The organism is Vibrio sp. K4 (assembly GCF_051122595.1).
In the GTDB taxonomy this organism is placed as follows: Bacteria; Pseudomonadota; Gammaproteobacteria; order Enterobacterales; family Vibrionaceae; genus Vibrio; species Vibrio owensii.
Genome location: NZ_CP178577.1, coordinates 1,027,228 through 1,053,249 on the forward strand (window position 1 = coordinate 1,027,228; position 26,022 = coordinate 1,053,249).

Consider the following 26,022-nt stretch of genomic DNA (forward strand, 5'->3'; position numbering starts at 1 on the left):
TATCGAAAAATTGCGCCTTGTTCTCAAGCATTTTCCCTACGCTATTTCTGATCACTTATTTACCGTGATTGGTATTAGCTTTAGGGCTTCCTAAGTTTACTGAGTTGCTTCCTGACTCTTCCTTTGAGCATTTCAGATGATCCACTTCTGACGCTAATTTCTGCGATAGATATCAATATTACGGAAAATGAACTGAGTAAACGTTTGCTGTGATTGTGATCTCAATCAATATGCAACCTGTGAAAACATATTGCCAGAAGATTTTAGTTTGTGATAAATTCGCGCGCAATCTCGGAGCGTATTATTACGACTTTGATTCTCTGGGGGATACGCGTAGTGAACATTCAAGCTGATTGTGACACTACGTAGGGTAGGTATCGGCAAAGCCATTTGTCGATAGACGGGATACTAGTGCTGTAAGAAACAGCATGTTAATGGGAAACCCAACATTGAAACCTTTAAACAAACACACACTAATCAGCTTCATACTGCCGAAATGTCCTGTTTTACAAAACGGGTGCATTACGGAACCTTGATTACTCCCCAATCAAAATAAAAAGTCACGCTCGTCGTGACGGGTTATCTGTATTTGTCATTTAATCGATGACGAATGCGGAGGTGTATCTATATCTCCTGTTATTTAATACTAACGAGAATAAATACAGGAAAGAGAATCATTATAATTCAAGGGATTATGTAGTATGAGCACTGCCTTTGAAGTCGATAGCACTATCGCAAATTACTTTTCCTCCCAGGTTCCTGTTGTTGAAGGAATCTACGATTTAACGCCTGATCAAGTTCTTATCGAACAAGCAGAGCATGAATCTGAGGTTCGTTCTTACCCACGTCGTCTACCAATCGCGATTAAGCAAGCTTATGGCTGTTTGGTTGAAGATACGCGTGGTCAAATCTTCCTAGATTGTCTTGCTGGTGCGGGTACATTGGCTTTGGGTTATAACCACCCAGAGATTAACCAAGCGCTAAAAGAACAATTGGATTCTGGTTTGCCGTACCAGACTCTGGATATCGCAACGTCTGCGAAAACGCATTTCATCAAGTCTGTTAAAGGCTTTTTACCGCAAGAGCTGAGCGACAACTGTGTGATTCAGTTCTGTGGCCCTTCAGGTGCAGACGCGGTTGAGGCAGCAATCAAACTTGCCAAGCAAACCACAGGTCGTAACACTATGTTCGCTTTCCGCGGTGCCTACCACGGTATGACGAACGGCACCATGGGTATGATGGGGAACTTGGGCACCAAAGCTCGTCGTACTGGCTTGATGTCAGACGTGCACTTCATGCCATTCCCTTACAGCTTACGTTGCCCGTTTGGTCTAGGTGGAGATGAAGGTGCGAAAGCAAGCATTCGCTACATCGAGCGTCTACTGAACGACGACGAAGCAGGCATCATGAAGCCTGCTGCAATCATTGTAGAGCCAGTACAAGGTGAGGGCGGTGTTATTCCTGCGCCTGCATTCTGGCTACGTGAGCTGCGCCGCATCTGTGACGATCACGGTATCCTACTGATTTTTGATGAAATTCAATGTGGTGTTGGCAAGTCGGGCTACAACTTCGCATTCGAAGAAGCGGGCATTGTTCCTGATATTTTGTGTTTGTCTAAAGCGATCGGTGGTGGCTTGCCAATGTCACTATTGGTGATCAACAAGCAACACGACACATGGAAGCCTGGTGAACATACGGGTACTTTCCGTGGCAACCAACTTGCAATGGTGTCGGGCGCGAAAGCATTAGAAGTCATCCAACGTGATAACCTCGTTGAGCACGCCAATGTTGCAGGCCAATACCTTCGTTTTGGTCTTGAGAGCATTCAAAAACGCGTAAACTGCATTGCAGATGTACGCGGCAAAGGTTTGATGCTTGGCGTTGAGATTAAACATCCAAGTGGTGAGCTAAACAAGTTTGGTGAGCCTTTGTCAGATGGCCAGCTTACTCTTGCTATCCAACGTGCGGCGCTTGAGCGTGGATTGATGGTAGAGAAGGGCGGCCGCGACGGTTCCGTCATTCGTTTCCTTCCTCCGCTTATCATTTCTTTCGAGCAAATTGACTTTGCACTTCGAGTTCTGGAAGACGCAATTATCGCTGCAGGCGGTAGCCACGTTGAAGCAGACCCACAAGAAGAGTGGAAAAAGCACTTCATTCACACCGGTGAACTTGGTGGTACTGAGTTCGCGTCTGTGATGAATCACATGACTGCAGCAATGAAGTCGGTGTTTGAGCAGGTGAATGCACCATACTCGGGAATGGATCCTAAACTGCTGGAAGCGGCGATTAACGCGGTCGATCTGGACAACAAAAACGCCTCGCTAAAGTCAGTGATTGATGAAGCAGCAGAGCTTGTTGCGAAGAATGCGATTTTCACTCAGCACCAAGATTGCATTGCTCACCTACATACGCCTCCTCTCATGCCTGCGGTAGCGGCAGAAGCGATGATTGCAGCGTTGAACCAATCAATGGATTCATGGGATCAAGCATCGTCTGCGACTTACGTTGAGCAGAAGGTCATCAACTGGCTTTGTGACAAGTACGAGCTTGGTGATAAGGCAGATGGCATTTTCACTAGCGGTGGCACACAAAGCAACCAAATGGGCCTAATGCTGGCGCGTGACTGGATTGCTGACAAGCTAAGTAACCACTCAATTCAGAAGCTGGGTCTTCCTGATTACGCCGATAAACTGCGCATTGTGTGTTCTAAGAAATCACACTTCACGGTTCAAAAGTCTGCGTCTTGGATGGGGCTAGGTGAGAAAGCAGTGATGACCGTCGATGCGAACGCTGACGGCACAATGGACATTACTCAGTTAGATCACGTTCTAACTCAGGCAAAAGCAGAAGGTTTGATTCCATTCGCTATTGTTGGCACCGCGGGTACGACCGATCACGGCGCAATTGACGATCTTGATTTCATTGCTGATATGGCAGCGAAACATGAGATGTGGATGCACGTGGATGGTGCTTACGGTGGCGCATTGATTCTTAGCAGCCACAAATCACGCCTGAAAGGTGTAGAGCGTGCACATTCGATCAGTGTCGACTTCCACAAACTGTTCTACCAAACAATCAGCTGTGGCGCGTTGCTTGTGAACGACAAGTCGAACTTTAAGTTCCTGCTTCATCATGCTGACTACCTAAACCGTGAACATGATGAGCTACCAAACTTGGTCGACAAATCTATCGCAACGACGAAGCGTTTTGATGCATTGAAAGTCTTTATGACGATGCAAAACGTTGGTCCTAAGGCACTTGGCGATATGTACGATCACTTATTGGTACAAACGCAGCAGGTTGCCGACATGGTTCGCAACCACGAGCAGTTTGAACTTCTTGCTGAACCAGCACTTTCAACGGTTCTATTCCGTGCAACCAATGTACGCACAAACAACGCATCTGCAGATTTAGATGAACTGAACAAAGCATTGCGTCTTGAAGCGTTAACTCGTGGTATCGCGGTACTTGGTGAAACCATCGTTGATGGTAAAACCGCTCTTAAATTTACGATTTTGAATCCTTGTCTAACGACAGCGGACTTTGAATCTTTGCTCTTGAAAATCAACACGCTAGCAGTTGAGCTAGTTTAATAAAGGTAACGGAAAACTATGGCAGTTCTACAGATTGGTGCAGGCGGCGTTGGCTGGGTTGTTGCACATAAAGCAGCACAAAACAACGACGTTCTGGGTGATATCACAATCGCATCACGTACTATCGGTAAGTGTGAGAAGATCATCGAATCGATTCAGAAGAAAAACAACCTGAAAGATTCAGCTAAGAAACTAGAAGCGCGTGCAGTGAATGCTGACGACGTAGATTCTCTGGTTGCTCTTATTGAAGAAGTAAAACCGGATCTAGTAATTAACGCGGGTCCTCCGTGGGTTAACATGCCAATCATGGAAGCGTGTTACCGAGCAAAAGTTTCATACTTAGATACATCAGTAGCGGTTGACCTATGTTCTGAAGGCCAACAAGTACCAGAAGCTTACGATTGGCAGTGGGGCTACCGTGAGAAGTTCGAAGAAGCGGGTATCACAGGTATCCTAGGTGCGGGTTTCGATCCAGGCGTAGTATCAGTATTCGCGGCGTATGCAGTGAAGCATCTGTTTGATGAAATCGACACTATTGACGTAATGGACGTGAACGCGGGCGACCACGGTAAGAAGTTTGCGACGAACTTTGACCCAGAAACGAACATGCTTGAGATCCAAGGCGATTCGTTCTACTGGGAAAACGGCGAGTGGAAACAAGTACCTTGTCACTCTCGTATGCTAGAGTTCGATTTCCCGAACTGTGGTTCACACAAAGTGTACTCAATGGCACACGATGAAGTTCGTTCAATGAAAGAGTTCATCCCTGCGAAACGCATTGAATTCTGGATGGGTTTCGGTGACCGTTACCTAAACTACTTCAACGTAATGCGTGATATCGGCCTATTGAGCCCAGAACCATTAACGCTACACGATGGTACAGTCGTCCAACCTCTTCATGTACTAAAAGCGATGTTGCCAGATCCAACGTCTCTAGCACCAGGCTACACTGGCCTAACGTGTATCGGTACTTGGGTTCAAGGTAAGAAAGATGGTAAAGAGCGTAGCGTGTTTATCTACAACAATGCAGACCACGAAGTGGCTTACGAAGATGTAGAACACCAAGCGATCTCTTACACTACGGGTGTGCCTGCTATCACTGCAGCGCTGCAATTCTTCCGTGGCGAATGGGCAGATAAAGGTGTGTTCAACATGGAACAGCTAAACCCAGACCCGTTCCTAGAAACAATGCCAACTATCGGCCTTGATTGGCATGTTCAGGAATTAGAAGCAGGTCAAGGTTTGCCGCTGATTCACGAACTGAACAAATAAGTTTAACGTCAAACTTATTTAGATTATTCGAGCAGTCATGGCGTGAAGCCGTGGCTGCTTTTGTCGTATTTGAGGTTAACCCCTCCCAGCCTCCCCTTGAAAAGGGGAGGAGCAAAGAAAGGCCGAGCTTAGTTTCAAATCTTCCACTTTTAAAAGGGGGGGAAGTTGAGGCAAACCGAGTACAGTTTCCACTTTCCTTTTTAAGGGGAGTAGCAGAAACAGACTGATCGTGGCTTCAATCTCTCCACTTTTTTGGCAAGAGTAGAGGTGGCTTGGTTTAATCCTCCCCCTTTCTAAGGGGGAGTTAGAGGGGGTTAATCGTTGATAAATGGTTAGTTATGAGCAAAGAACAACTGAAAACCCCGTACTTCATGATCAATGAAGACAAGTTGGTTGAGAACTTAGAGAAAGCAAAACAGCTGAAAGATATCTCTGGCGTGAAACTGGTGTTGGCACTGAAGTGCTTCTCAACATGGGGTGTGTTCGACATCATCAAGCCTTACCTAGACGGGACGACCAGCTCTGGCCCGTTTGAAGTAAAGCTTGGCTACGAAACTTTCGGCGGTGAGACGCATGCATACAGCGTGGGTTATAGCGAAGATGATGTTCGTGAAGTAGCAGATATCTGCGACAAGATGATCTTCAACTCTCAGTCACAGCTGGCGGCATACCGTCATATTGTTGAAGGTAAAGCATCAATTGGTTTGCGTCTAAACCCAGGTGTAAGCTACGCGGGTCAAGATTTAGCGAACCCAGCACGCCAATACTCTCGTTTGGGCGTGCAAGCTGACCACATCAAGCCAGAAATTTTCGATGGTATTGATGGCGTGATGTTCCACATGAACTGTGAGAACAAAGACGTAGACGCATTTATCGGCTTGCTTGATTCAATCTCAGATCAGTTTGGCGAGTACCTAAACAAGCTAGACTGGGTAAGCATGGGCGGTGGTGTATTCTTCACATGGCCGGGCTACGACATCGAGAAGCTAGGTCTTGCGCTAAAAGCTTTCTCAGAAAAACATGGCGTGCAAATGTACTTAGAGCCGGGCGAAGCCATTATTACCAAGACCACGGATCTTGTCGTGACTGTGGTAGATATCGTTGAGAACGTGAAGAAGACAGCGATTGTGGATTCGGCAACGGAAGCGCACAGACTAGATACCTTGATTTACAACGAGCCAGCGTCGATTCTGGAAGCGTCTGAAAGCGGCGAGCATGAATACGTGATTGGTTCGTGTTCTTGTCTGGCTGGTGACCAGTTCTGTGTGGCGAACTTTGAGCAACCACTAGAGATTGGTCAGCGTCTGCATATTCTGGATAGCGCGGGTTACACCATGGTGAAGTTGAACTGGTTTAACGGTCTACGTATGCCATCTGTGTACTGCGAGCGTTCAAGCGGCGAGATTCAAAAATTGAACGAGTTTGATTACTCAGATTTCAAACGTTCGTTGTCTCAATGGATAGTCAAGTAACCACCAAATTGTCCAAGACAAAACGAAAAAGAGCAGCATAACGCTGCTCTTTTTATTGGATGAAAGAATAGGAACAGTGCGTTAACCTTCCACAATAACGCGCGTATCTTCACTTAATGCTTCTAGCTCATTCGCTACGTCATCAATGCCTAACTCACTTGGCAATTTAATCGCCATTTTTGCACTGAATAGACTTGAGCTAACACCGCCGCCGCCAGCAATAAACACACGTTGGCAGTCCATATCAAGAATAGAGATGCCTTGTCCGTCAAGGACATGAGTGATTTCATTGACGATACCTGCTCGGTCGTTGGCATCCAGACGCAATTGAAAAACCGTCTCTTGAGCGTGAGCATACGGTTCTGAATCAACAAATTTCACTACCAATGTTTGGCATGCAGAGAACGCTTCTTTAACGATATCTACGTTCTTTTCAGGAAGTTCAACCTTGATAACACCGGCGACCTGATCCTCAATAAAGTTCACTTTACTGATTAACCATTTGCCGTCGTTTTCATGTGTAACCGCTGCTAGCTGTTTAATGGTTGCGGGTGATGCCTGACCAACAAAATTAACGATAAACACTGTGTTCATAATGTCCCCTCCCGGAATAAGGTTTGGGTGCGGCACGGTTAGACGTATCGCTGTAGTGATTTGAGCTTAAGGTTTAAGAACTTAAGTTATTGGAATTTTTCCTTAATTTCAGTGTAGGTGCTGGGGGAGGGTTATGTTTGACGAAGGTCAATTTTTGACGCTAATTCGTGATGCAAATAATGAAAACTATGCTTGGGGCACAAAAAAAGCAGCCCGTGAGCTGCTTCTTAAATGTTTGGTTTTAGAAGGTTACCTTCATTTCGAAACCGTAGAAGACGTTATCGTAGCTTGCGCCAGCGTCCATCGCGAATTTCGCGGCATCTTGGTTGCCGAACCATGGAGACGAGCTGAACTGGAATTCTGCGCTACCACCCCAAGCATCGGATACCCAATAGTGGATATGACCTACAGGGTTTAGGAAGAACAGAGATACATCACCCATTGTCTCTGAACCCATCACTTCACCGCCGCCGGCAATAATGTCTTGCTCGGCTGTTAGCATCATTTCACCTACCACGGCACCAAAAAATGGAGTAATAAACAAGTCTTGCCATGATGGGACTTCAGCAAACGCTTCGACACCGTATTCCCAGAAGAAAGTCGACATGGTCGCTGAGTATAGGAACGATTCAAACTCGTTGTAACCCGCGTGACGCGCCGCTGTGTAGTAAACACCACCAAAGTAAGGGTGCATGATGTAGTTTAGGAAGTGTTCATCACGATCCCAAACTGGACCATCTGAAACGTTATCTTTCCATTTACTACCGAGCTTACTCATGTCACGGTCTTCTTCGTCCCATTTGGTAATGCTTTCTGGTAGTAACGTCATCAAACCAACAGTCGCCACACTCAAACCGAGAATGGTATAAGTTTGACCCATTAGGTAATCCCAATCTTTGTCTTTTGGCACGATCATGTGCTTTGGTTGAAGACCTGCGTCGAGATTTAAGGAATCATCGCTATCCAACCCCAAAGCAAAGCTACGATTTTGTGGTTCGAAGCTATACAGAGTAGTCGTTTCGCAGTAACCTGACAGGCAATCAGGCGTGTAAGAGAACTCGATATGGTTACTCATATCGTACTGGCTCGCGTTCGCCGCAGCTGACGCAGTCAGAACAAGACCACTTAGAGTTTTCTTGAACATGGATGATTTTGACACAGAGGTCTCCGAGTTGTTGGTTTGATGATCGGGCTCACAATTATCCCCTAAAAGAACAGCCATTTAAATACTTGACCTACATTTAATCTCAACAAATTAACTAAGAGATTAGTCTAATAAAATGAAAACGATATAGGCACAATGTCGAAAAAATGTGGATTTTGCCTATTTTCAGGAGTCAGTTGTGAAAATTGCTATGCTTAGTACCGGTGAAGAAGTCCTTCACGGTGATATTGTTGATACAAATGCTGCTTGGCTGTCGAGCTTATTTTATCAGCATGGATTTGGCTTAATGAAACGCTCAACCGTTGGTGACAAGCAGTCGAGCCTAATTGAAGAATTCCTAATGCTCAGCTTCAATAACGATGTGGTCATCGTTAATGGTGGCTTAGGACCAACCACCGATGACATGAGTGCGGCGGCGGCAGCAAAAGCCGCTGAGTGTAAGCTTGTGTTGTTCAAAGATTGGTTAGAGCATCTAGAGGCAATGTATGCGCGCCGTGGTATTCCAATGCCAGACAGCAACCTAAAACAAGCGATGTTGCCAGAGACGGCAGAAATCGTAGATAACCCAATTGGTACCGCTTGCGGTTTTAAGATGCTGATCAATGATGCCGTCTTTTATTTTACCCCTGGCGTACCAAGCGAATTTAAGCTGATGGCAGAAACGCAAATTTTGCCAGATTTGAAAAAACTGTTCCCTGAAGTCGAAAGTTCGTCTTGCAGTCGAATTTATACCTTTGGTCTGTCAGAGTCTGGTATTTCAGATAAGCTTGACCAAATGAAACTGCCACAAGGTTATGAGCTTGGCTATCGCTCGTATTTACCTTTTATTGAAGTGAAGCTGTTTGGTCCATCCAATCAAGTAGAGCAGCGCATGAAGCTCATGCAGATCATCCACAAGCACCTTGAAAGCAATACGGTGAGTGTTGATATGCCAATGGTCGACCATGTAGGTCAACTGCTGGTGGATAAAGGATTAACCTTGTCCGTTTCAGAGAAGAGCAGTGCAGGGCACTTAACTTATTGGCTTAACGGTGATGAGAACGTTGAAAAGCAATTTGGTCATGGCTGGGTATTAGCCGGTCAGAGCCAAACCATTACTGACGAAGGTGATCCGTTGGCGGCGGCTTTTGCGCTGGCGGGTGCGACGCGTGAGAAGTGTGGTACTGATTTAGCGTTAGCCACAGGTAAGCTTGATGAGGGCGTTTTCTCTGTCGCACTTTCCACTTCTACGGGTGAGTGGGGGGCGTTGTACAAGCTATCGAGAAAATATCAACGCGATGATCAAGTCAAAGTCATCAGTGCGGCAGCGCTAGATATGTTGCGCCGTTATTTGGAGCGAAAGCCAATGTCGGCTCAATACGCTTTCTTAGAGAAAGTGAAAGAGATGCACATTCCGAGCAGTGCACTTTAATTCTGTCGCTTGAAAATGGCAGATAACAAAAAGCCAAGGCAAATGCCTTGGCTTTTTAGTATTCACTGGTGCTAAATCTATGCGCGTTTTTCTTTCATCGCGTAGTTCACACCACTGAGCGAAACACTGGATTTCGCTTTGCAAATACATGGCAGAATCTCATCTGGCTGAGTATAGGCCATAGCAAAACCAACATACTCCACTTCACCTGACTCTAACTTACAGCGGCAAGCACCACAGTGTCCGTCACGGCAGTTGTATTCAGGGAGTAAACCAGCTTGTTCCATCGTCTCCAAAATTGTATTGGATGGGTTGGACTCAATGCTGACGAGTTTGTTGATTTTGATGCTTGGCATTACAGCTCAAATCCTTCGAAGTCGTCTGCGCTTACTTCATTGTCAATCTGACCAACAAGGTAAGATGAAATTTCTGCTTCTTGTGGCGCAACCTGAACGTTATCCGATGACAACCAAGCGTTGATCCATGGGATTGGGTTCGAAGTTGCTTCAGGGTATGCCATTGGTAGACCTACCGCTTGCATACGGATGTTGGTGATGTACTCAACGTACTGGCTCAGGATGTCCTTGTTCAAGCCGATCATTGAACCGTCTTTGAATAGGTATTCTGCCCATTCTTTTTCTTGCTCAGCCGCTTCTTTGAAAAGATCAAAACAGTCTTGTTTTGCTTCTTCAGCGATTTGCATGAATGTGAAGTCATCTTGGCCGTTACGTAGCAAGTTGATCATGTGCTGTGTGCCGTTCAGGTGAAGGGCTTCATCACGAGCGATCAGCTTGATGATTTTCGCGTTACCTTCCATCAGCTCACGCTCTGCGAAAGCGAATGAACAAGCGAAACTTACGTAGAAGCGGATTGCTTCTAGTGCGTTTACTGACATCAGACACACGTACAGTTTCTTCTTCAGATCGTACAGGCTAACTTTAACCGTTTCGCCGTTCAGAACGTGCTCGCCTTCACCGTAACGGTGGTAGTCATTTGTCGCTTGAATCAGGTCATCGTAGTAGTGTGCGATGTCTTTCGCACGCTTAAGGATGTGTTCGTTTTCAACGATATCATCAAATACCACACTTGGATCATTCACGATATTACGGATGATGTGTGTGTATGAACGAGAGTGAATCGTTTCAGAGAAAGACCAAGTCTCGATCCAAGTTTCTAGCTCAGGCAGAGAAACAAGCGGTAGCAGCGCCACGTTTGGGCTACGACCTTGAATTGAGTCAAGCAGCGTTTGGTACTTCAAGTTTGAGATGAAGATGTGCTTTTCGTGGTCTGGTAGCTTGTTGTAATCGATACGGTCGCTTGATACGTCCACTTCTTCCGGACGCCAGAAGAAAGACAATTGCTTTTCGATTAGCTTTTCGAAGATCTCGAATTTCTGTTGGTCGTAACGAGCAACGTTCACTGATTGACCTAGGAACATTGGTTCCTTTAGTTGGTCGTTTTTGTTCTGGTTAAAAGTACTGTAAGCCATAATGCCTCAATTCCTTTTAGACCTCCCCAAGCGGGGAGGTGTTCGATTGTTTGTTTCTACGGATTGTTAGGGTGGGTAAGATTAAATCTTACAACCGCCGCCTGCACAATCGTCATCTTGTGGTTGAACTGCGTCTTTCTGGTCGTCTTTCGCGCCGTCACGAGTGTTGTGGTAGTAAAGTGTCTTCACACCAAACTTGTACGCAGTTAGAAGGTCTTGAAGAAGTTTCTTCATAGGAACCTTACCGCTCTCGTAACCAGAAGGGTCGTAGTTTGTGTTTGCAGAGATCGCTTGGTCAACGAACTTCTGCATGATGCCCACAAGGTGTAGGTAACCGTCGTTAGAACCGATGTTCCAAAGCAGTTCGTAGTTGTCTTTCAGTTCAGTGAAATCTGGCACAACTTGCTTCAAGATACCGTCTTTCGACGCTTTAACAGATACGAAACCGCGTGGTGGCTCAATACCGTTTGTCGCGTTAGAGATCTGAGAAGAAGTCTCAGATGGCATTAGCGCAGTCAGTGTTGAGTTACGTAGACCGTGTTCCATGATCTCTTGACGTAGGCTATCCCAATCGTAGTGCAGTTCTTCTTCACAGATTAGGTCAACGTCTTTCTTGTAAGTGTCGATTGGCAATAGGCCTTTCGCGTAGTTCGTTTCGTGGAACGAAGGACACTTACCTTGTTCTTTTGCTAGCGCTACAGACGCTTTCAATAGGTAGTATTGAATCGCTTCAAACGTGCGGTGAGTTAGACCGTTTGCGCTGCCGTCAGAGTATTTAACGCCGTTCTTCGCTAGGTAGTATGCGAAGTTGATAACACCAACACCTAGCGTACGACGGTTCATTGTCGACTTGTATGCCGCTGGTAGTGGGTAATCTTGGTAATCAAGCAGTGCATCTAGTGCACGTACTACAAGCTCAGATAGCTCTTCGAAGTCATCTAGAGATTTGATAGCACCAAGGTTGAACGCAGATAGCGTACACAGAGCGATCTCACCTGAGTCATCTTCAACGTTCTTCAAAGGCTTAGTTGGCAGTGCGATTTCCAAACATAGGTTTGATTGACGAACTGGCGCTACTTCTGAATCGAATGGGCTGTGAGTGTTACAGTGGTCCACGTTCTGAATGTAGATACGGCCTGTTGATGCGCGCTCTTGCATTAGCAGAGTGAACATTTCGATCGCTTTAACCGTTTCTTTCTTGATTGAAGGATCGTTTTCGTATTTCACGTATAGACGTTCGAATTCTTCTTGGTTTTCGAAGAAAGCGTCGTACAGACCCGGTACGTCTGATGGTGAGAACAACGTGATGTTGCCACCTTCTACTAGGCGTTGGTACATCAGTTTGTTCAACTGAACACCGTAGTCCATGTGACGAACACGGTTCTCTTCAACACCACGGTTGTTTTTAAGAACCATTAGCGAGCGAGCTTCACCGTGCCACAGTGGGTAGAATACAGTCGCTGCACCGCCACGCACACCACCTTGAGAACAACACTTAACGGCTGTTTGGAAGTATTTGTAGAACGGGATACAACCAGTGTGGAATGCTTCACCACCACGGATTTCAGAACCTAGCGCACGGATACGACCTGCGTTGATGCCGATACCCGCACGTTGAGAAACGTAACGTACGATTGAGCTTGCTGTTGCGTTGATAGAATCAAGGCTATCACCACACTCGATCAGTACACATGAACTGAACTGACGAGTAGGGGTACGTACACCAGACATTATTGGTGTAGGTAGAGAAATCTTAAATGTTGACGTCGCATCGTAGAAACGCTTGATGTAGTCAAGACGCGTTTCTTTCGGGTAGTTAGCGAATAGGCAAGCAGATACAAGGATGTATAGGAACTGCGCACTTTCGTAGATCTCACCAGATACACGGTTTTGTACGAAGTATTTGCCTTCTAGCTGTTTTACTGCTGCGTAAGAGAAATCTAGATCGCGCTTGTGGTCAAGGTACGCATCAAGTTCGTCCAGTTCAGCTTTCGTGTAGTCTTCTAGAATGTGTTGATCGTACTTACCCATATCAACAAGACGAGCTACGTGATTGTACAGCGTTGGCGGCTCGTATTGGCCGTATGCTTTTTTACGTAGATGGAATACCGCTAAGCGAGCAGCTAGGTATTGGTAATCCGGTGTCTCTTCAGAGATCAGGTCTGCTGCAGACTTGATAATAGTCTCGTGGATATCTGTCGTCGTAATGCCGTCGTAAAACTGGATGTGAGCGCGTAGTTCTACTTGTGATACCGAAACGTTATTCAGGCCTTCTGCAGCCCACGTAATAACGCGATGGATTTTTTCCAGATCGATAGTTTCTTTGCGGCCATCACGCTTAGTGACGGTAAGTTGTTGGTTCATTCTGCTTTATTTCCCTAAGAAAACTGATAAAAGCCGTGTTTTTGTTTGTTTATGTGCAAAACTTGTAAAATTTGCGGCGGCTTTGTGATCAAAGTCTATCTATATATTGTAGTCGAAACACAACATATAGGGGTTCATTTGTTTGCGAGTTACAAGATAGTGCTATTACCCTGAGTTTTCAAGGTACAGGTTTGGGATGACTTGTGGATAACTAACAAAATAAAAAAAATCAGTAAGTGAACACTAACCGATGAGAAAAGGGCTGACTTGAATGGGGAAAATTACGTTTTTCAGATCGGTTCATAAATAACCGCATGTAAAAATATTTTCCTTGATCTTTGACAGTTTTTGTTTGTTAAAAACAGATTGGTCAAAATGGAATCTAGAGCACTTTTTTTCTACAGAAATTGACAAAAAAAGCGGCGCTTCTGTGCTACCGCTTTTCAATAAATTTCATATTACTGTTCGCCAAAACTGGCTAGGCAATAATGATTCTATTAATCAATATTTAGCAGTGTGAACGATGTAGTTTACATCCACATTACGACCGAGTTTGTAGCTGTCGTTAAGAGGATTGTAGTGCAAACCTGTAATGCCCATTTCTGTTAGGTCGGTTTGGTCAATCATCTTCATCATTTCTGCCGGTTTGATGAACTTCTCATGGTCATGAGTGCCTTCAGGAACAATCTTGAGTAGCTTTTCAGCACCGACAATCGCAAACAAGTAAGATTTGATATTGCGGTTTAAAGTAGAGAAGAATACGTGGCCACCAGGTTTTACCAATGCCGCGCAAGAGCGAATAACTGACAGTGGGTCAGGAACGTGCTCAAGCATCTCCATACAAGTCACGACATCATAAGTGCCCGCATTTTCTGCTGCATGGTCTTCGATAGTGCTTTGGATGTAAGTCAGCTTAGTACCTGTCTCAAGAGCATGAAGACGTGCCACTTCTAATGGCTCTTTGCCCATATCGAGACCGGTAACGACGGCGCCTTCTTTTGCCATGCTTTCCGCAAGGATGCCACCACCACAGCCAACATCGAGCACTTTTTTGCCAAATAAGCCGTCAGCTTTCTCTAGGACATAGTTCAAGCGAAGCGGGTTAATTTGATGAAGTGGTTTGAACTCGCCTTCTAAATCCCACCAACGAGAAGCCATCTCTTCGAATTTCTTAATTTCACTTGGGTCGACGTTTTGTGCTTTTGTCATGATAGTTATATCGCTTCGCTAATAGTCCTTTGGAAGGCGTGATTATACTCCAATGGTACGATACGTTAAAACTGCTTCTTTTCTCACAATCGCTACAGGAGAGATTTTTGAGCGGTGTTGGTGGAAATATAGTCAGTTTTCATAAAGATATGGGATGAATGTGCAAATTCTCTTCATTTAACTCATAACGAAGCTCACAACCTGATAAAACGAGTGGGAAAGTGATGCCCCGTTGATGAATTGTGTGTTATATTTTTGCACCTTACACGTATCGTAATTACGATCAGATAATAGAGGGATAATGGCTCTATGAGCGATTTAGCTAAAGAGATCACGCCCGTAAACATTGAAGATGAGCTTAGAGGTTCATACCTAGACTACGCGATGTCAGTAATCGTGGGTCGTGCTCTTCCAGATGTGCGTGATGGCCTAAAACCAGTACACCGCCGCGTTTTATTCGCGATGAACGTACTAGGCAACGATTGGAACAAACCATATAAAAAATCAGCCCGTGTTGTTGGCGACGTAATCGGTAAATATCACCCACACGGTGATAGCGCTGTGTACGACACAATCGTACGTATGGCTCAGCCGTTCTCACTTCGTTACATGCTGGTCGATGGTCAAGGTAACTTTGGCTCGATCGATGGCGACTCTGCTGCGGCAATGCGTTATACCGAAGTACGTATGGCGAAAATTGCCCACGAACTTCTGGCTGACCTAGATAAAGAAACCGTGGACTACGTACCTAACTACGATGGTACGGAGCAAATCCCAGCGGTTCTTCCAACTAAAATTCCTAACCTATTGGTAAACGGTGCCTCTGGTATCGCGGTAGGTATGGCAACCAACATCCCACCGCACAACCTTGGCGAAGTGATCGATGGCTGTCTTGCGTTCATCAATAATGAAGAAATCACTATTGATGAGCTAATGGATTACATCCCTGGTCCTGATTTCCCAACGGCAGCGCTAATCAGCGGTCGTAAAGGCATCGTAGACGCGTACAAAACTGGTCGCGGCAAGATCTACATGCGTTCAAAAGCGGAAATCGAAGTGGAGAAGAATGGTAAAGAAACCATCATCGTCACTGAAATCCCTTACCAGGTAAACAAAGCTCGTTTGATCGAAAAGATCGCTGAGCTAGTTAAAGATAAGAAAGTAGAAGGCATCAGTGCACTACGTGACGAGTCTGATAAAGACGGTATGCGTATTGTTATTGAATGTAAGCGCGACGCTGTGGGTGAAGTTGTTCTGAACAACCTTTACGCACAAACTCAGCTTCAAACGACTTTCGGTATCAACATGGTTGCTCTAAACAACGGCCAGCCACAGCTATTCAACTTAAAAGACATGTTGAAGTGCTTCGTTGACCACCGTCGTGAAGTTGTAACTCGTCGTACTATCTTCGAACTACGCAAAGCGCGCGAACGTGCTCATATCCTTGAAGCATTGTCTCTTGCACTTGCAAACATCGATGAAGTTATCGAGCTAATCAAAAACGCACCAACACCAGCAGAAGCAAAAGTTGGCTTGGTATCGCGTGGTTGGGATCTTGGTAACGTAGCATCAATGCTTGAGCGTGCTGGTACTGATGCAGCACGTCCAGAATGGCTAGAAGATCAATACGGTATCCGTGATGGTCTGTACTACCTAACAGAGACTCAAGCTCAAGCAATTCTAGAACTTCGCCTACACCGCTTAACTGGTCTAGAGCATGAGAAGATTCTTGATGAATACAAAGCACTTCTAGATGAAATCGCAGAGCTAATGCACATCCTTGCAAGCACTGAGCGTCTGATGGAAGTGATCCGCGAAGAACTTGAAGCGGTTCGTGATGGTTACGGTGATGTTCGTCGTACAGAAATCACAGCAGCAACCCATGACATCGACATGGAAGAGCTGATTGCTCGTGAAGACGTAGTAGTAACTCTGTCTCACGAAGGTTACGTTAAGTACCAAATTCTAAGCGACTACGAAGCTCAGCGTCGTGGTGGTAAAGGTAAGAGTGCAACGAAGATGAAAGATGAAGACTTCATCGAACGTCTACTTGTTGCAAATACTCACGATAACATTCTATGTTTCTCAACTCGTGGTAAGACTTACCGTCTGAAAGTTTACCAATTGCCTCATGCAACTCGTACTGCACGTGGTAAGCCAATCGTAAACATTCTTCCTCTAGAGGAAGGTGAACGTATCACTGCAATTCTTCCTGTTGATGAGTTCTCACCAGAGAAATTTATCTTCATGGCGACAGGCGATGGTACGGTTAAGAAGACCCCACTGAACCAGTTTGCAAACGTACGTTCAAACGGCCTAATCGCTGTGAACCTACGTGATGATGACTCACTAATTGGTGTTGATATCACAAACGGCGATAGTGACATCATGCTGTTCTCTAAAGCAGGTAAAGTGGTTCGCTTCAGCGAAGACAAAGTACGTGCAATGGGTCGTACAGCGGCAGGTGTTCGCGGTATGAAACTAGCAGACGAAGACCAAGTTGTTTCTCTAATCGTTCCGTCTAACGAAGGCGATATCCTAACGGTTACACAAAACGGCTACGGTAAGCGTACTGAACTAGCGGAATACCCAACGAAAGGCCGTGCAACTCAGGGCGTTGTGTCTATCAAGGTTTCTGAGCGTAACGGTCCAGTTGTTGGCGCGGTACAAGTAGAAGAAGGCGACGAGATGATGATGATCACCGACGCTGGTACTCTAGTTCGTACACGTGTTGCGGAAGTGAGCCAAGTTGGTCGTAACACCCAAGGTGTGACACTTATCCGTACAGCTGAAGACGAATCAGTAGTTGGTCTACAACGCATCGACGAAGTTGAAGAAGTTGAATTGCCAGAAGGCGAAGAAGCAGAAGCAACAGAGGCGAACGCAGAAGCTCAAGCTCCTGAAGCGCCAGCAGCAGACGATGCAGCTGAAGGTTCAGAAGAAGAGTAAGCTTCTTCTTAATCGCTAAATTTGAAAGCCGAGCATAACGCTCGGCTTTTTTGTATCTGTATCAACGCAATAAAAATCAGAAACCAGTACACTGGCGTTATCTTTATTCATAGGTTGCTTTATGTCTGTTTGGTTTTTCGTTGCCATCTCTTTGATGGGCTTGTTCATCGTCCTCTTATCACTGAGTGCATCAAAAGTGAAACCTACCCAATGGTTCGGCTTTTGTCTGTTAGTGCTTGTCATAACCAGTGCAAGCTTCTTATTGCTGCGTCAAACTCCGCCTCAACCGATGCAAGCAGAAATGTCACGTATGATGACTGCTCGTGACATCATGCAAGAGATTCAAGACCAGTTGCGAGAGGACCCAAACAACGCTGAATTGTGGTTCCAACTCGGGCAGGGCTACCTACTAGAGGGTGAATTTGACGGTGCGTTGATTTGTTTTGACTACGCGATCCAACTGACTGAACCTGTCAGTGCCACGCAACTTGCCGCAAAGGCGACCACTTTATACTACATCCACCAACAATCTATGACGCAAGAAGTCAGCCTGCTTCTGGAACAAGCTCTACAGATAGAACCGCACAATGAAGCAGCTTTGTCTTTGATCGCAAATGACCATTTTCTGTCATTCCGCTTTCAGGAAGCCATAGATACTTGGGTACTATTATTAGATTCTAATGATCCAAACTTAGATAGAGTGCAAATCATTAACTCTATCAACAAAGCAAAAGAGCTGTTGTAAGCGTACAATTTAACAAGCAGTAGAGGGAAAGGTGGGCAACGAATGAAAAATAAGGCACTAAGCATATTGGTTTTGCTGTGCGGCTCTGTATTAGCGGGTTGTAGCTCTTCCGATCATTCTGGTTCTTCCTCTTCGGTTTATTATTCTTCAGGTTATTACGATCCGTGGTGGTACGATCATGACGACTACTGGATTTATTACTATCCGGGTTGTTGCGACAACGACGACGAATACAAAGAGAAACTGGAAGAGTGGTGGAATGGTTTAGATGAAGACCAACAGCAATCCATCAAAGACAAAGTCGAGGATTGGAAGGACGATGATATGTCCGCCAATATCGATAACATGAAACGCCAACTCGACGATCATTGGCAATCACTGCCAGACGAGCAAAAGCAAGAGATTCAAACCAAGTGGGAGAATCGTCCGGAGCGTATTGAGCCAGCGGCTTTACAAGACAAAGCGGTAAAAGAAAAGGTTCAACAAAGAAAAGCATTACCGGAAACGAAGATCCAGCGCCCAGTTGCTCGCCCAAATGTGCAGATGCCTAAAGCACGTCCAAATATTCAACCGAGACCGAGGCTTCCTCGTCGTTAGTACATTCGATTTTTACTCTCGATAAAATCGAGGATGTAGAAATAAAGATAATAAAGAAATAAAGAAAAGGGGCGTTCAGTACGCCCCTTGTTGTATCTATAAATTAACCTCTGCCAGTTAGACTAATACGTGGCTTCGCGTTCAGCTGCTGCTTTATCCCATTCTGGTGCCACCGTTTCTAGGAAGTGTTTCTTGTCTGCGTTCATCTTATCCATATCCATGCCCAGTGCTTGCTGTGCTTTGGCTTTAGTAGAGATATCTGGAATTTGAACAGGGTCAGTGATACCTTTGGTTGCCAGTAAACGAACCAACTTGGTACGGGCGTCAGCGGCGCGATCAACTGCAGTACCTAGTACTTCGAGCGCTACCTCAGGGGCATGCATGTGAACACCGTGAGAAGCAATTGCGTAGTCCCAACGCCATTGTGCATGGCGAATATCTTGTAGGATAGGTTCCATCTCTGCTTCTGTAGCACCCGCTTTCCATGCTGCGCCTGCTTCAAAGTGTGCCGCTACGATTTGCTTCTCGGCGGTTAGCTTCATGTTCAGTACTTGCGCTTTGCGAGTCGAAACGATGCCTTGTAGCTGTTCTTTAGTTTGGGTATGACATTGTGCACAGGTGTCATCGAAGCGATCAAAAGGGTTACCCACTTTGTGGTCTGTGTACACCGTGCCGTCTTCTTTGGTTACTTTAGGCATGTGACAGTCCACACACACCACTTTGTTTTTGCCATGGATGCCATCGCGCCATGTTTCGTAACCTGGGTGTTGTGCTTTTAGCATCGGAGCTTTAGATACTGCATGCGTCCAATCTTTGAAATTCAACGCGTCGTAGTATTTCTCCATGTCATTAACGGTGGTGCCCATATCCCATGGGAACTTAACCGCTTTAGTCGGGCCGGTGAAGTAGTATTCAACGTGACATTGAGCGCAGACCGATGCTTGCTTATCTAGGCGAGATTGTTCATCAAAGTTTTTACCAATAGTATCAAAAGCACGCTCGACATAAGGGCGAGTTACCGCCAGTGCTGGTTCGCCTTTCTTAAATTCTTCAGAGCGAGTGTCGTGACAGTCAGAACAACCAATAGGGTTGACGATTTCTGAGCCCAAGCGTGCCCATTTACCTTCGAAATAACCGTCTTCACCACGTTCATCAATCACGCGCGCAACGTCAGGGCTTTTACAGCTCCAACAGGCCATTGGCATAGGGCCGGATTTATCATCAGTCGGTGCGCCGGTACGTAAGGTTTGGCGAACATCATCAAGTGCGTAAAAGTGACCGCGCGCTTTGTTGTAGTCTTTTGCAAAGCCATAGCCTGCCCACAAGATCACCATGTTTGGGTCTTCACTTAGGGCATCTTCAATGTGTTCGCTTTCGGATGTTGCTTTCCAAGAGTGGTATTGGTCGGGATGGTTCTGTTCAAAGGCGTCATTACGAGGATCGATGAGGCCTTTTTCTTCTGCCGCCAACGGAGCGCCGACCAAAAATAATTGGCTGGCGAATAAGGTCGCAACCGCGATAGGTGCGCTCATCCAGTGTTTTATGCTCACGGTGTTATCTCCATATTCGTTTTTATTAGCAGCGTTGTGAGAAGCTATTCCAAATAAGAACTGGAGATCTACGATTAATAATATTGCTTAATTGGATAGATGAAATAGTGAGCGAATCTTGTCTTGTTTTAGATCAATTTACACCAGTGATCTCAGTCATGTTTGAATTTATATACCCCTAAAGTGGTAGTGGTTAAGTCCTTATTCGTCAATGTTTTGGGCTTTTAACCTTTTTAAAAATAGGGTGATTTAGTTCGCTTTTTGAGCAGATGTTTCTACCCCTTATGAATAATAGAGGTATTATAAATATAGGTTTAGCGTTGTGGCTTTCCGAAATAAGAATTGATGTCATTTGAAGATTTGAAAAATATCTTCAGAGGAAATTAATTGTCGCTCAAATAAATAATTGAGAATAGTTATCAATTATTGTCGAGCTAAGGAAAGAACAATATGGGCAATATAAAATTGACCATAGAGACAATGCTGAAACTTCTCTTCGTCTTTGCCATCTATGGTTTCTCCATCGCCGCCCATGCGACTTCTTCAGAGCCGATTGAAGGTGCTCAAGCTGAGCGTCATCAAGTCGAGTTGATCCGTGACCGAGACTACAAGTGTCTGCAATGTCATAAGGATGCCAAAGAGACTCTGAACCTTTCGCATGACCCGCAAGCTCTACTCAGCCAAGGGAAGCAACTTAATTGCACCAATTGCCATAGCAACATTGGTCCCGACCATCGTGAAGGTGCGCCTGATGTGATTAAGTTTTCTGCGGCGCAATCGAAAGAGGTACACGACAAAGTGTTCCTTGATCCAAGCATGATTCTTAAAGCCAACAGTCAATGTGTGGATTGTCATGCACCGACACAGCTAAGAGAAAGCCACTGGACGCACGATGTGCACGCCAAAAACCTCACTTGTTCAAATTGCCACGATGTACACGCAGCGAAAACCAAAGCGTTGTCGTACGACAGAAAACAACTGATCAAGCAGTGTGTGGATTGTCACTCTGAATTTGCCGTCGAACCTGAACTTGCCAAAGAAGAGGAGAGATAGCATGAAATGTTCGAGAAGAAACTTTTTAGCCGGCAGCGGCGCGTTGATTTTAACTACAGGCGTTGCAGGCACTTCCGTTGTTAGCTCCTCTCTTTATGCCAGCAACAGTGAACAAGCGAAACGCATGGGTATGGTTCATGATGAAAATGCCTGTATTGGCTGTACCGCTTGTACCGATGCTTGTCGCGAAGTAAATAAAGTCCCTGAAGGTGTAACGCGACTTAAAATCCATCGCAGTGAACCGATTGGCGAATTCCCAGATGTGGAATACCAGTTTACTCGCGAATCCTGTCAGCACTGTGATAACCCACCATGTGTGTACGTTTGTCCAACAGGCGCTGCATACAAAGATGAAGCGACCGGCATCGTGGATGTACACAAAGAGAAATGTGTCGGATGTGGTTATTGCCTTGCTGCTTGTCCTTACCAAGTGCGCTTCTTTAATCCTGTCGATCACTCTGCGGATAAATGTAACTTCTGCCGTGATACCAACCTGGCGCAAGGTAAGCAGCCAGCTTGCGTGGAATCTTGCCCAACAAAAGCACTCATCTTTGGTGATTTAAATGATCTAACTAGCGAGGTGAGCAAAGCTATCGAAAGCCATGTTGTCTATCGCGATAAATCGCACTTAGGTACCCAACCTAAACTGTACAAAATTCCGCATAGCAAAGGGGAGGTGTCATCATGAACGGCTTCGAAAGTGCATTCCACTTTGACTCGTTAGTTTGGGATTGGATCATCGCGATTTACTTATTCCTTGCTGGGATGTCAGCAGGTGCGGTGATGATTTCTATCTATTTAAAACGCAAAGTGATTGAAGGTGATCCTGCAAACAACGGCATTATGAAAGCGATGGCTTGGCTCGCACCATTTGGCATCATTGCTGGGTTGGTAATTTTGATTTTCCATTTAACTAAGCCTTTAGAGTTTTGGAAGATCATGATCTACTACAACCCAACGTCTGTGATGTCGATGGGCGTGATCTTGTTCCAAGTGTACATGCTAGTGCTGTTTGTTTGGATTGGCGTTATCTTCCGCCATCAAATAATCAGCTTCTGTGAAGGGAAGTTACCAAGCAAACTGCTGGATTTTGCCGATGGCATTTTAATGAAGGCGGGGAAAGCCAACAACGCAATTGAATTGTTCTTGGGCTTCTTAGCCATCGTGCTTGCAGCATACACCGGCTTTCTACTGTCTGCGTTGAAGACTTACCCAATGCTAAACAATCCAGTACTGCCAATCTTGTTCCTGTTCTCTAGTTTGTCCTCGGGCGCAGCGGCATGCTTGATGTTCGGCATCTTGGTGTTTAAAGAGTCGACCAGCAGCCCAAGTGTGTCTTGGGTGCACGGATTTGAACGCCCAGTAGTGTTGTTTGAGTTGTTTGTCTTAGTGACCTTCTTTACTGGATTGATCTTCAGCGGTGGTCAGAACGAAGTCGCGGCTTGGAATGCTATTTCGAGTGGATTCTGGGCTCAATGGTTCTGGGTTGGCGTAGTGTTCATCGGCATGATAACGCCTTTGACTCTCAATTGGTTGGCGCCTTCAGAAGTGCGCCACAAAGGCAGTTACGTTTTTGTCGTCACGACGTTGAGCTTGGTTGGCGTACTTATGCTACGTACTTTCATTCTCTATGCCGGTCAAATGACCATAGTGTAAGGGGGAGAAATGGAGGCTGAGCTAGGGTTCTTCTTACTGGTATTGGTGGCTGTAACATCGACTTGTGCATCGCTGCTGCATTGGCTACGTCGTGCTATGGGTAAGAAGGCGACATTGCCGCATCAAGTCGCGATGTCCCACATCATTAGCTTAGCTTCCATCATTTGTTTAGCACTTCTGATAGTCTGCTTCGTGCAAGACAACTTCGCGTTGGAATATGTTGTTACGCATTCCAACAGTCAACTTCCCGTGGCTTTCAAAATTGCTGCCGCTTGGGGTGGGCACCAAGGCTCCATGTTGTTTTGGGTCGTCACCCTAAGCTTATGGGCGTCGTTTATTGCATTTAAGTCACCGCTCAACGCCCAATATACTTGTGACTGTTTAGGAATCATGAACGTTCTGATTGGGACGTTTGCATGGTTCACCTTAATGACCTCTAACCCGTTCGAATATGCCCAAGTATTGGCGTCGGAAGGACGAGATCTAAATCCAATGTTGCAAGATGTTGGGCTTATCATTCATCCACCATTGCTTTATCTCGGTTATGTCGGTTACGCAGCAATATTAGCTTTTGCATTAGCGGCGCTATTGGGTAAACAACCTATGAGCGATTGGTATGTGGTCGCTCGAAGCGCAGCGTTTTTTGCATGGGGAACGCTCACGTTGGGTATCTTGGTGGGATCATGGTGGGCGTACAATGAACTAGGGTGGGGCGGCTGGTGGTTTTGGGACCCTGTGGAGAACGCTTCTCTACTCCCTTGGCTTACTGGTACTGCTTTGTTGCACAGCGGTGTTGTCGCAACACGTGACAGAGGCGCAATTTGGATTACCTATGCACTGGCGTTTGCTACGTTCAGCCTAAGCATTTTAGGGACATTCGTGGTGCGCTCTGGCGTGCTGACTTCAGTGCATGCTTTTGCGGTGGACCCAACTAAAGGTTTGGTGCTGCTTGGTGTATTGAGCTTGCTTATCATCATCACTTTTGGCGTATTGATTGTGCGAGGAGAACAACTCCCTCGCTTCAAACTTCAATCTCTAACGAGCCGAGCTTACACTGCTTATATCGCCAAGGGGCTGCTGGTTATTGCGGCTGCCATCGTTTTTCTTGGCACTTTTTATCCGATGGTTTATCAATTGCTCGGCTTAGGGAACATTTCAGTTGGCGCACCTTACTTTAATAGTCTGATCTTCCCATTAAGCATACTGGCTCTGATTGCCTTAGCTTTGATGCCGGTGCTGAAATGGACAAAAGGCACAGTTCCGAGTGTAAGCGCTGATATCGTGATCAGTATCGCGTTATCTCTTGTCGCTGGGATCGGGTTTATCTTCTTAGTGTACGCACTGCATTTCGAAGTATTGCTAACCATAACATTGGCTACTTGGGTGATTGTGGCGCATCTCGTTATGCTGTTTCGCTGCTCCAATAAGCGTAAACTCATGCCAATCGTGATGGCACATATCGGTTTTGCACTGGCGGTGAGTGGGGCTGTATTCAATAGTCACTACTCTTATGAATACAATTTACGTGTCGAACCCGGCAGTTCTCAACAAAGGGCGGGGATCACTATCGATTATAATGGTATCGAATGGCTGGTGGGGCCGAACTATACCGCGGAACAAGGACAGATCACCTTGCATTTGGAAGATGACCGCATGCTCAATTTCAATCCGCAGAAGCGCCATTACCCTGTACGAGTAATGAATATGACCGAGCCCGCGATTCGTTCACTATGGCATGGCGATTATTACGTGACATTGGGTGACAAAGTCGATACTCATGCTTATGCGATTAAAGTTCAGTACCGCGCAGGTATTTGGTGGATATGGTCTGGAGGGTTACTAGCTGTGTTTGGTGCGCTATTAACAGTCCTAAAGAAAAGGAGAGAGGCTATCAATGCGATCGAGAAATACGCTTAAACTCGCAGGTCTCGTTGTAGCTGTTGCCGTGTTTGCTGTAGTTACTGCGGTGGCCTTGTCTGAGCGACCACATGTCGAATTGTCCCCACAACGAAATTTAGAGACACCTAATTTTCGCTCTACTTCTCTGATCTCTGATGACATAGTTTCTGAGCAATTGTTCAAAAGCGACGGATATAAATTATTGAATGTTTGGGCATCTTGGTGCGGGGTATGCAAGCGAGAGCATGAAGAGTTATTGCAGTTAGCAGAACTCGGAGTGCCTATTATTGGGCTGAATTATAGAGATCAAAAACAAGCTGCTCGTGAATATTTGAGCTCTAAACGAAACCCATATATTGAAGTAATTAGTGACCCTAATGGAAAGCTCGCTGTGGAGCTAGGTGTTATAGGAACGCCGGAAACTTACTTGATTGATCAAAATGGTCGTATATTGATCAAATATCGTGGAGAGCTAACGGCAAGTAAATGGAACGATATATTTTCAGGATATTTGAATGTTTCAATTTAATAGTCTTCTCCTCACATTAATCCTATTTACACTATTTTCTCCTTTCACGAGAAGTGCGGATTTAGAACAGAATGTTGATCTGTTTGAGTTTCATTCTGTTGAAGTGCAACAGCGCGCAACCTCATTAGCCAAGACATTACGCTGCCCGCAATGCCAAAACCAAAACCTTGTAGAGTCCAATGCACAAGCAGCCAAAGACCTTAGGTTGAAGGTGTACACCATGGCTAATCAAGGCAGTTCAAATCAAGAAATAAAAGACTACCTAGTCGCTCGTTATGGGAATATTGTTCTGTATCAACCGCCATTTAATTATACCACCGCGTTACTTTGGATCTTTCCTGCTCTATTTTTGATCCTTTTTGTCTTATATTCGATCCGAATGGTAAAGCGCAATTAATGTGACCGTTATTCCACTATTAAAAATAAATTGTGCACATAACAAGCAGAATGTTATCATTTTCTCGAATTTATGAAG

At 45.5% G+C, this 26,022-nt stretch carries 20 protein-coding genes; 13 read left to right on the top strand and 7 right to left on the bottom strand.

The annotated features are described in order from the left end of the window. Positions 1-701 precede the first annotated feature (701 nt). The 3 genes from ACLIIY_RS04765 (at position 702) to nspC (ending at position 6,337) form a co-directional block, all read left to right on the top strand. Positions 702-3,593 (top strand): pyridoxal phosphate-dependent class III aminotransferase, encoded by a 2,892-nt coding sequence (locus ACLIIY_RS04765; protein ID WP_434528203.1) that lies wholly within the window; start codon positions 702-704, stop codon positions 3,591-3,593. Between the two features lie 18 nt (positions 3,594-3,611). Then, on the top strand, positions 3,612-4,865 hold the full coding sequence (locus ACLIIY_RS04770; protein WP_418111259.1) for a carboxynorspermidine synthase: 1,254 nt from the start codon (positions 3,612-3,614) through the stop codon (positions 4,863-4,865). A gap of 338 nt (positions 4,866-5,203) precedes the next feature. Beyond that, on the top strand, positions 5,204-6,337 hold the full coding sequence (gene nspC, locus ACLIIY_RS04775; protein ID WP_434528204.1) for a carboxynorspermidine decarboxylase: 1,134 nt from the start codon (positions 5,204-5,206) through the stop codon (positions 6,335-6,337). Between the two features lie 81 nt (positions 6,338-6,418). Here nspC and ACLIIY_RS04780 read toward each other — a convergent pair whose 3' ends face one another. Both ACLIIY_RS04780 and ACLIIY_RS04785 read right to left on the bottom strand, forming a co-directional pair. After that, positions 6,419-6,931, bottom strand: coding sequence for a glycine cleavage system protein R (locus tag ACLIIY_RS04780; protein WP_354393599.1), 513 nt, complete (start codon positions 6,929-6,931; stop codon positions 6,419-6,421). A 241-nt stretch (positions 6,932-7,172) separates the two neighbouring features. Then, on the bottom strand, positions 7,173-8,075 hold the full coding sequence (locus tag ACLIIY_RS04785; protein ID WP_434528535.1) for a DUF3943 domain-containing protein: 903 nt from the start codon (positions 8,073-8,075) through the stop codon (positions 7,173-7,175). A gap of 199 nt (positions 8,076-8,274) precedes the next feature. Here ACLIIY_RS04785 and ACLIIY_RS04790 point away from each other — a divergent pair, with 199 nt between their 5' ends. Then, positions 8,275-9,507 (top strand): CinA family nicotinamide mononucleotide deamidase-related protein, encoded by a 1,233-nt coding sequence (locus ACLIIY_RS04790; RefSeq protein ID WP_434528205.1) that lies wholly within the window; start codon positions 8,275-8,277, stop codon positions 9,505-9,507. 77 nt (positions 9,508-9,584) lie between these two features. On the opposite strand, the gene yfaE is transcribed toward ACLIIY_RS04790, so the two are convergent. From yfaE to ubiG, 4 genes are all read right to left on the bottom strand, one after another. Further along, positions 9,585-9,863: a class I ribonucleotide reductase maintenance protein YfaE gene (gene yfaE / locus ACLIIY_RS04795; protein WP_005443370.1), complete on the bottom strand. Its 279-nt coding sequence runs from the start codon at positions 9,861-9,863 to the stop codon at positions 9,585-9,587. Further along, positions 9,863-10,996, bottom strand: coding sequence for a class Ia ribonucleoside-diphosphate reductase subunit beta (nrdB, locus tag ACLIIY_RS04800; protein WP_005443372.1), 1,134 nt, complete (start codon positions 10,994-10,996; stop codon positions 9,863-9,865). Before nrdB ends, yfaE begins: the two co-directional genes overlap by 1 nt. Before the next feature lie 81 nt (positions 10,997-11,077). Next, the gene (gene nrdA / locus ACLIIY_RS04805) at positions 11,078-13,360 is read right to left on the bottom strand and encodes a class 1a ribonucleoside-diphosphate reductase subunit alpha (RefSeq protein WP_005443373.1); all 2,283 of its coding nucleotides are present in this window, start codon (positions 13,358-13,360) and stop codon (positions 11,078-11,080) included. 501 nt (positions 13,361-13,861) lie between these two features. Continuing rightward, entirely contained in the window at positions 13,862-14,569 is a 708-nt protein-coding gene (gene ubiG / locus ACLIIY_RS04810; RefSeq protein ID WP_009706903.1) for a bifunctional 2-polyprenyl-6-hydroxyphenol methylase/3-demethylubiquinol 3-O-methyltransferase UbiG, read from the bottom strand. A 309-nt stretch (positions 14,570-14,878) separates the two neighbouring features. On the opposite strand from ubiG, the gene gyrA reads away from it, so the two are divergent. From gyrA to ACLIIY_RS04825, 3 genes are all read left to right on the top strand, one after another. Further along, positions 14,879-17,518 carry a DNA gyrase subunit A gene (gene gyrA / locus ACLIIY_RS04815; protein WP_434528206.1) on the top strand — a complete coding sequence of 880 codons (2,640 nt, stop codon included), beginning with the start codon at positions 14,879-14,881 and terminating at the stop codon, positions 17,516-17,518. 121 nt (positions 17,519-17,639) lie between these two features. Next, on the top strand, positions 17,640-18,263 hold the full coding sequence (locus ACLIIY_RS04820; protein ID WP_039987763.1) for a TPR domain-containing protein: 624 nt from the start codon (positions 17,640-17,642) through the stop codon (positions 18,261-18,263). A 42-nt stretch (positions 18,264-18,305) separates the two neighbouring features. Further along, the gene (locus ACLIIY_RS04825) at positions 18,306-18,860 is read left to right on the top strand and encodes a hypothetical protein (RefSeq protein ID WP_009706900.1); all 555 of its coding nucleotides are present in this window, start codon (positions 18,306-18,308) and stop codon (positions 18,858-18,860) included. Positions 18,861-18,982: 122 nt separating this feature from the next. Here ACLIIY_RS04825 and nrfA read toward each other — a convergent pair whose 3' ends face one another. Continuing rightward, positions 18,983-20,410: an ammonia-forming nitrite reductase cytochrome c552 subunit gene (gene nrfA / locus ACLIIY_RS04830; RefSeq protein ID WP_434528207.1), complete on the bottom strand. Its 1,428-nt coding sequence runs from the start codon at positions 20,408-20,410 to the stop codon at positions 18,983-18,985. Positions 20,411-20,860: 450 nt separating this feature from the next. Between nrfA and nrfB the strand changes: the two genes are divergently transcribed. Genes nrfB through nrfF form a run of 6 tightly spaced genes read left to right on the top strand, consistent with a single transcriptional unit; the run spans position 20,861 to position 25,944 of the window. Next, the gene (nrfB, locus tag ACLIIY_RS04835) at positions 20,861-21,463 is read left to right on the top strand and encodes a cytochrome c nitrite reductase pentaheme subunit (RefSeq protein ID WP_009706898.1); all 603 of its coding nucleotides are present in this window, start codon (positions 20,861-20,863) and stop codon (positions 21,461-21,463) included. Position 21,464: 1 nt separating this feature from the next. Next, positions 21,465-22,151: a cytochrome c nitrite reductase Fe-S protein gene (gene nrfC, locus ACLIIY_RS04840; protein WP_434528208.1), complete on the top strand. Its 687-nt coding sequence runs from the start codon at positions 21,465-21,467 to the stop codon at positions 22,149-22,151. Next, complete coding sequence (gene nrfD, locus ACLIIY_RS04845) at positions 22,148-23,119, top strand: cytochrome c nitrite reductase subunit NrfD (RefSeq protein WP_434528209.1); 972 nt, start codon at positions 22,148-22,150, stop codon at positions 23,117-23,119. The genes nrfC and nrfD overlap by 4 nt, the downstream gene beginning before the upstream one ends. 9 nt (positions 23,120-23,128) lie before the next feature. Then, entirely contained in the window at positions 23,129-25,036 is a 1,908-nt protein-coding gene (locus tag ACLIIY_RS04850) for a heme lyase CcmF/NrfE family subunit (RefSeq protein WP_434528210.1), read from the top strand. Next, complete coding sequence (locus ACLIIY_RS04855; RefSeq protein ID WP_054824155.1) at positions 25,014-25,547, top strand: DsbE family thiol:disulfide interchange protein; 534 nt, start codon at positions 25,014-25,016, stop codon at positions 25,545-25,547. Before ACLIIY_RS04850 ends, ACLIIY_RS04855 begins: the two co-directional genes overlap by 23 nt. Then, a complete protein-coding gene (nrfF, locus tag ACLIIY_RS04860; protein ID WP_434528211.1) occupies positions 25,534-25,944 on the top strand; it encodes a heme lyase NrfEFG subunit NrfF in 411 nt (136 codons plus the stop codon). Before ACLIIY_RS04855 ends, nrfF begins: the two co-directional genes overlap by 14 nt. Positions 25,945-26,022: the final 78 nt, after the last annotated feature.

Bases quoted from the DNA above. Each gene is read 5' to 3' on its own strand.
- ACLIIY_RS04765 (WP_434528203.1), top strand. From the start codon at position 702: ATGAGCACTGCCTTTGAAGTCGATAGCACTATCGCAAATTACTTTTCC.
- ACLIIY_RS04770 (WP_418111259.1), top strand. From the start codon at position 3,612: ATGGCAGTTCTACAGATTGGTGCAGGCGGCGTTGGCTGGGTTGTTGCA.
- nspC (WP_434528204.1), top strand. From the start codon at position 5,204: ATGAGCAAAGAACAACTGAAAACCCCGTACTTCATGATCAATGAAGAC.
- ACLIIY_RS04780 (WP_354393599.1), bottom strand. From the start codon at position 6,931: ATGAACACAGTGTTTATCGTTAATTTTGTTGGTCAGGCATCACCCGCA.
- ACLIIY_RS04785 (WP_434528535.1), bottom strand. From the start codon at position 8,075: ATGTTCAAGAAAACTCTAAGTGGTCTTGTTCTGACTGCGTCAGCTGCG.
- yfaE (WP_005443370.1), bottom strand. From the start codon at position 9,863: ATGCCAAGCATCAAAATCAACAAACTCGTCAGCATTGAGTCCAACCCA.
- nrdB (WP_005443372.1), bottom strand. From the start codon at position 10,996: ATGGCTTACAGTACTTTTAACCAGAACAAAAACGACCAACTAAAGGAA.
- nrdA (WP_005443373.1), bottom strand. From the start codon at position 13,360: ATGAACCAACAACTTACCGTCACTAAGCGTGATGGCCGCAAAGAAACT.
- ubiG (WP_009706903.1), bottom strand. From the start codon at position 14,569: ATGACAAAAGCACAAAACGTCGACCCAAGTGAAATTAAGAAATTCGAA.
- gyrA (WP_434528206.1), top strand. From the start codon at position 14,879: ATGAGCGATTTAGCTAAAGAGATCACGCCCGTAAACATTGAAGATGAG.
- ACLIIY_RS04820 (WP_039987763.1), top strand. From the start codon at position 17,640: ATGTCTGTTTGGTTTTTCGTTGCCATCTCTTTGATGGGCTTGTTCATC.
- ACLIIY_RS04825 (WP_009706900.1), top strand. From the start codon at position 18,306: ATGAAAAATAAGGCACTAAGCATATTGGTTTTGCTGTGCGGCTCTGTA.
- nrfB (WP_009706898.1), top strand. From the start codon at position 20,861: ATGGGCAATATAAAATTGACCATAGAGACAATGCTGAAACTTCTCTTC.
- nrfC (WP_434528208.1), top strand. From the start codon at position 21,465: ATGAAATGTTCGAGAAGAAACTTTTTAGCCGGCAGCGGCGCGTTGATT.
- nrfD (WP_434528209.1), top strand. From the start codon at position 22,148: ATGAACGGCTTCGAAAGTGCATTCCACTTTGACTCGTTAGTTTGGGAT.
- ACLIIY_RS04850 (WP_434528210.1), top strand. From the start codon at position 23,129: ATGGAGGCTGAGCTAGGGTTCTTCTTACTGGTATTGGTGGCTGTAACA.
- ACLIIY_RS04855 (WP_054824155.1), top strand. From the start codon at position 25,014: ATGCGATCGAGAAATACGCTTAAACTCGCAGGTCTCGTTGTAGCTGTT.
- nrfF (WP_434528211.1), top strand. From the start codon at position 25,534: ATGTTTCAATTTAATAGTCTTCTCCTCACATTAATCCTATTTACACTA.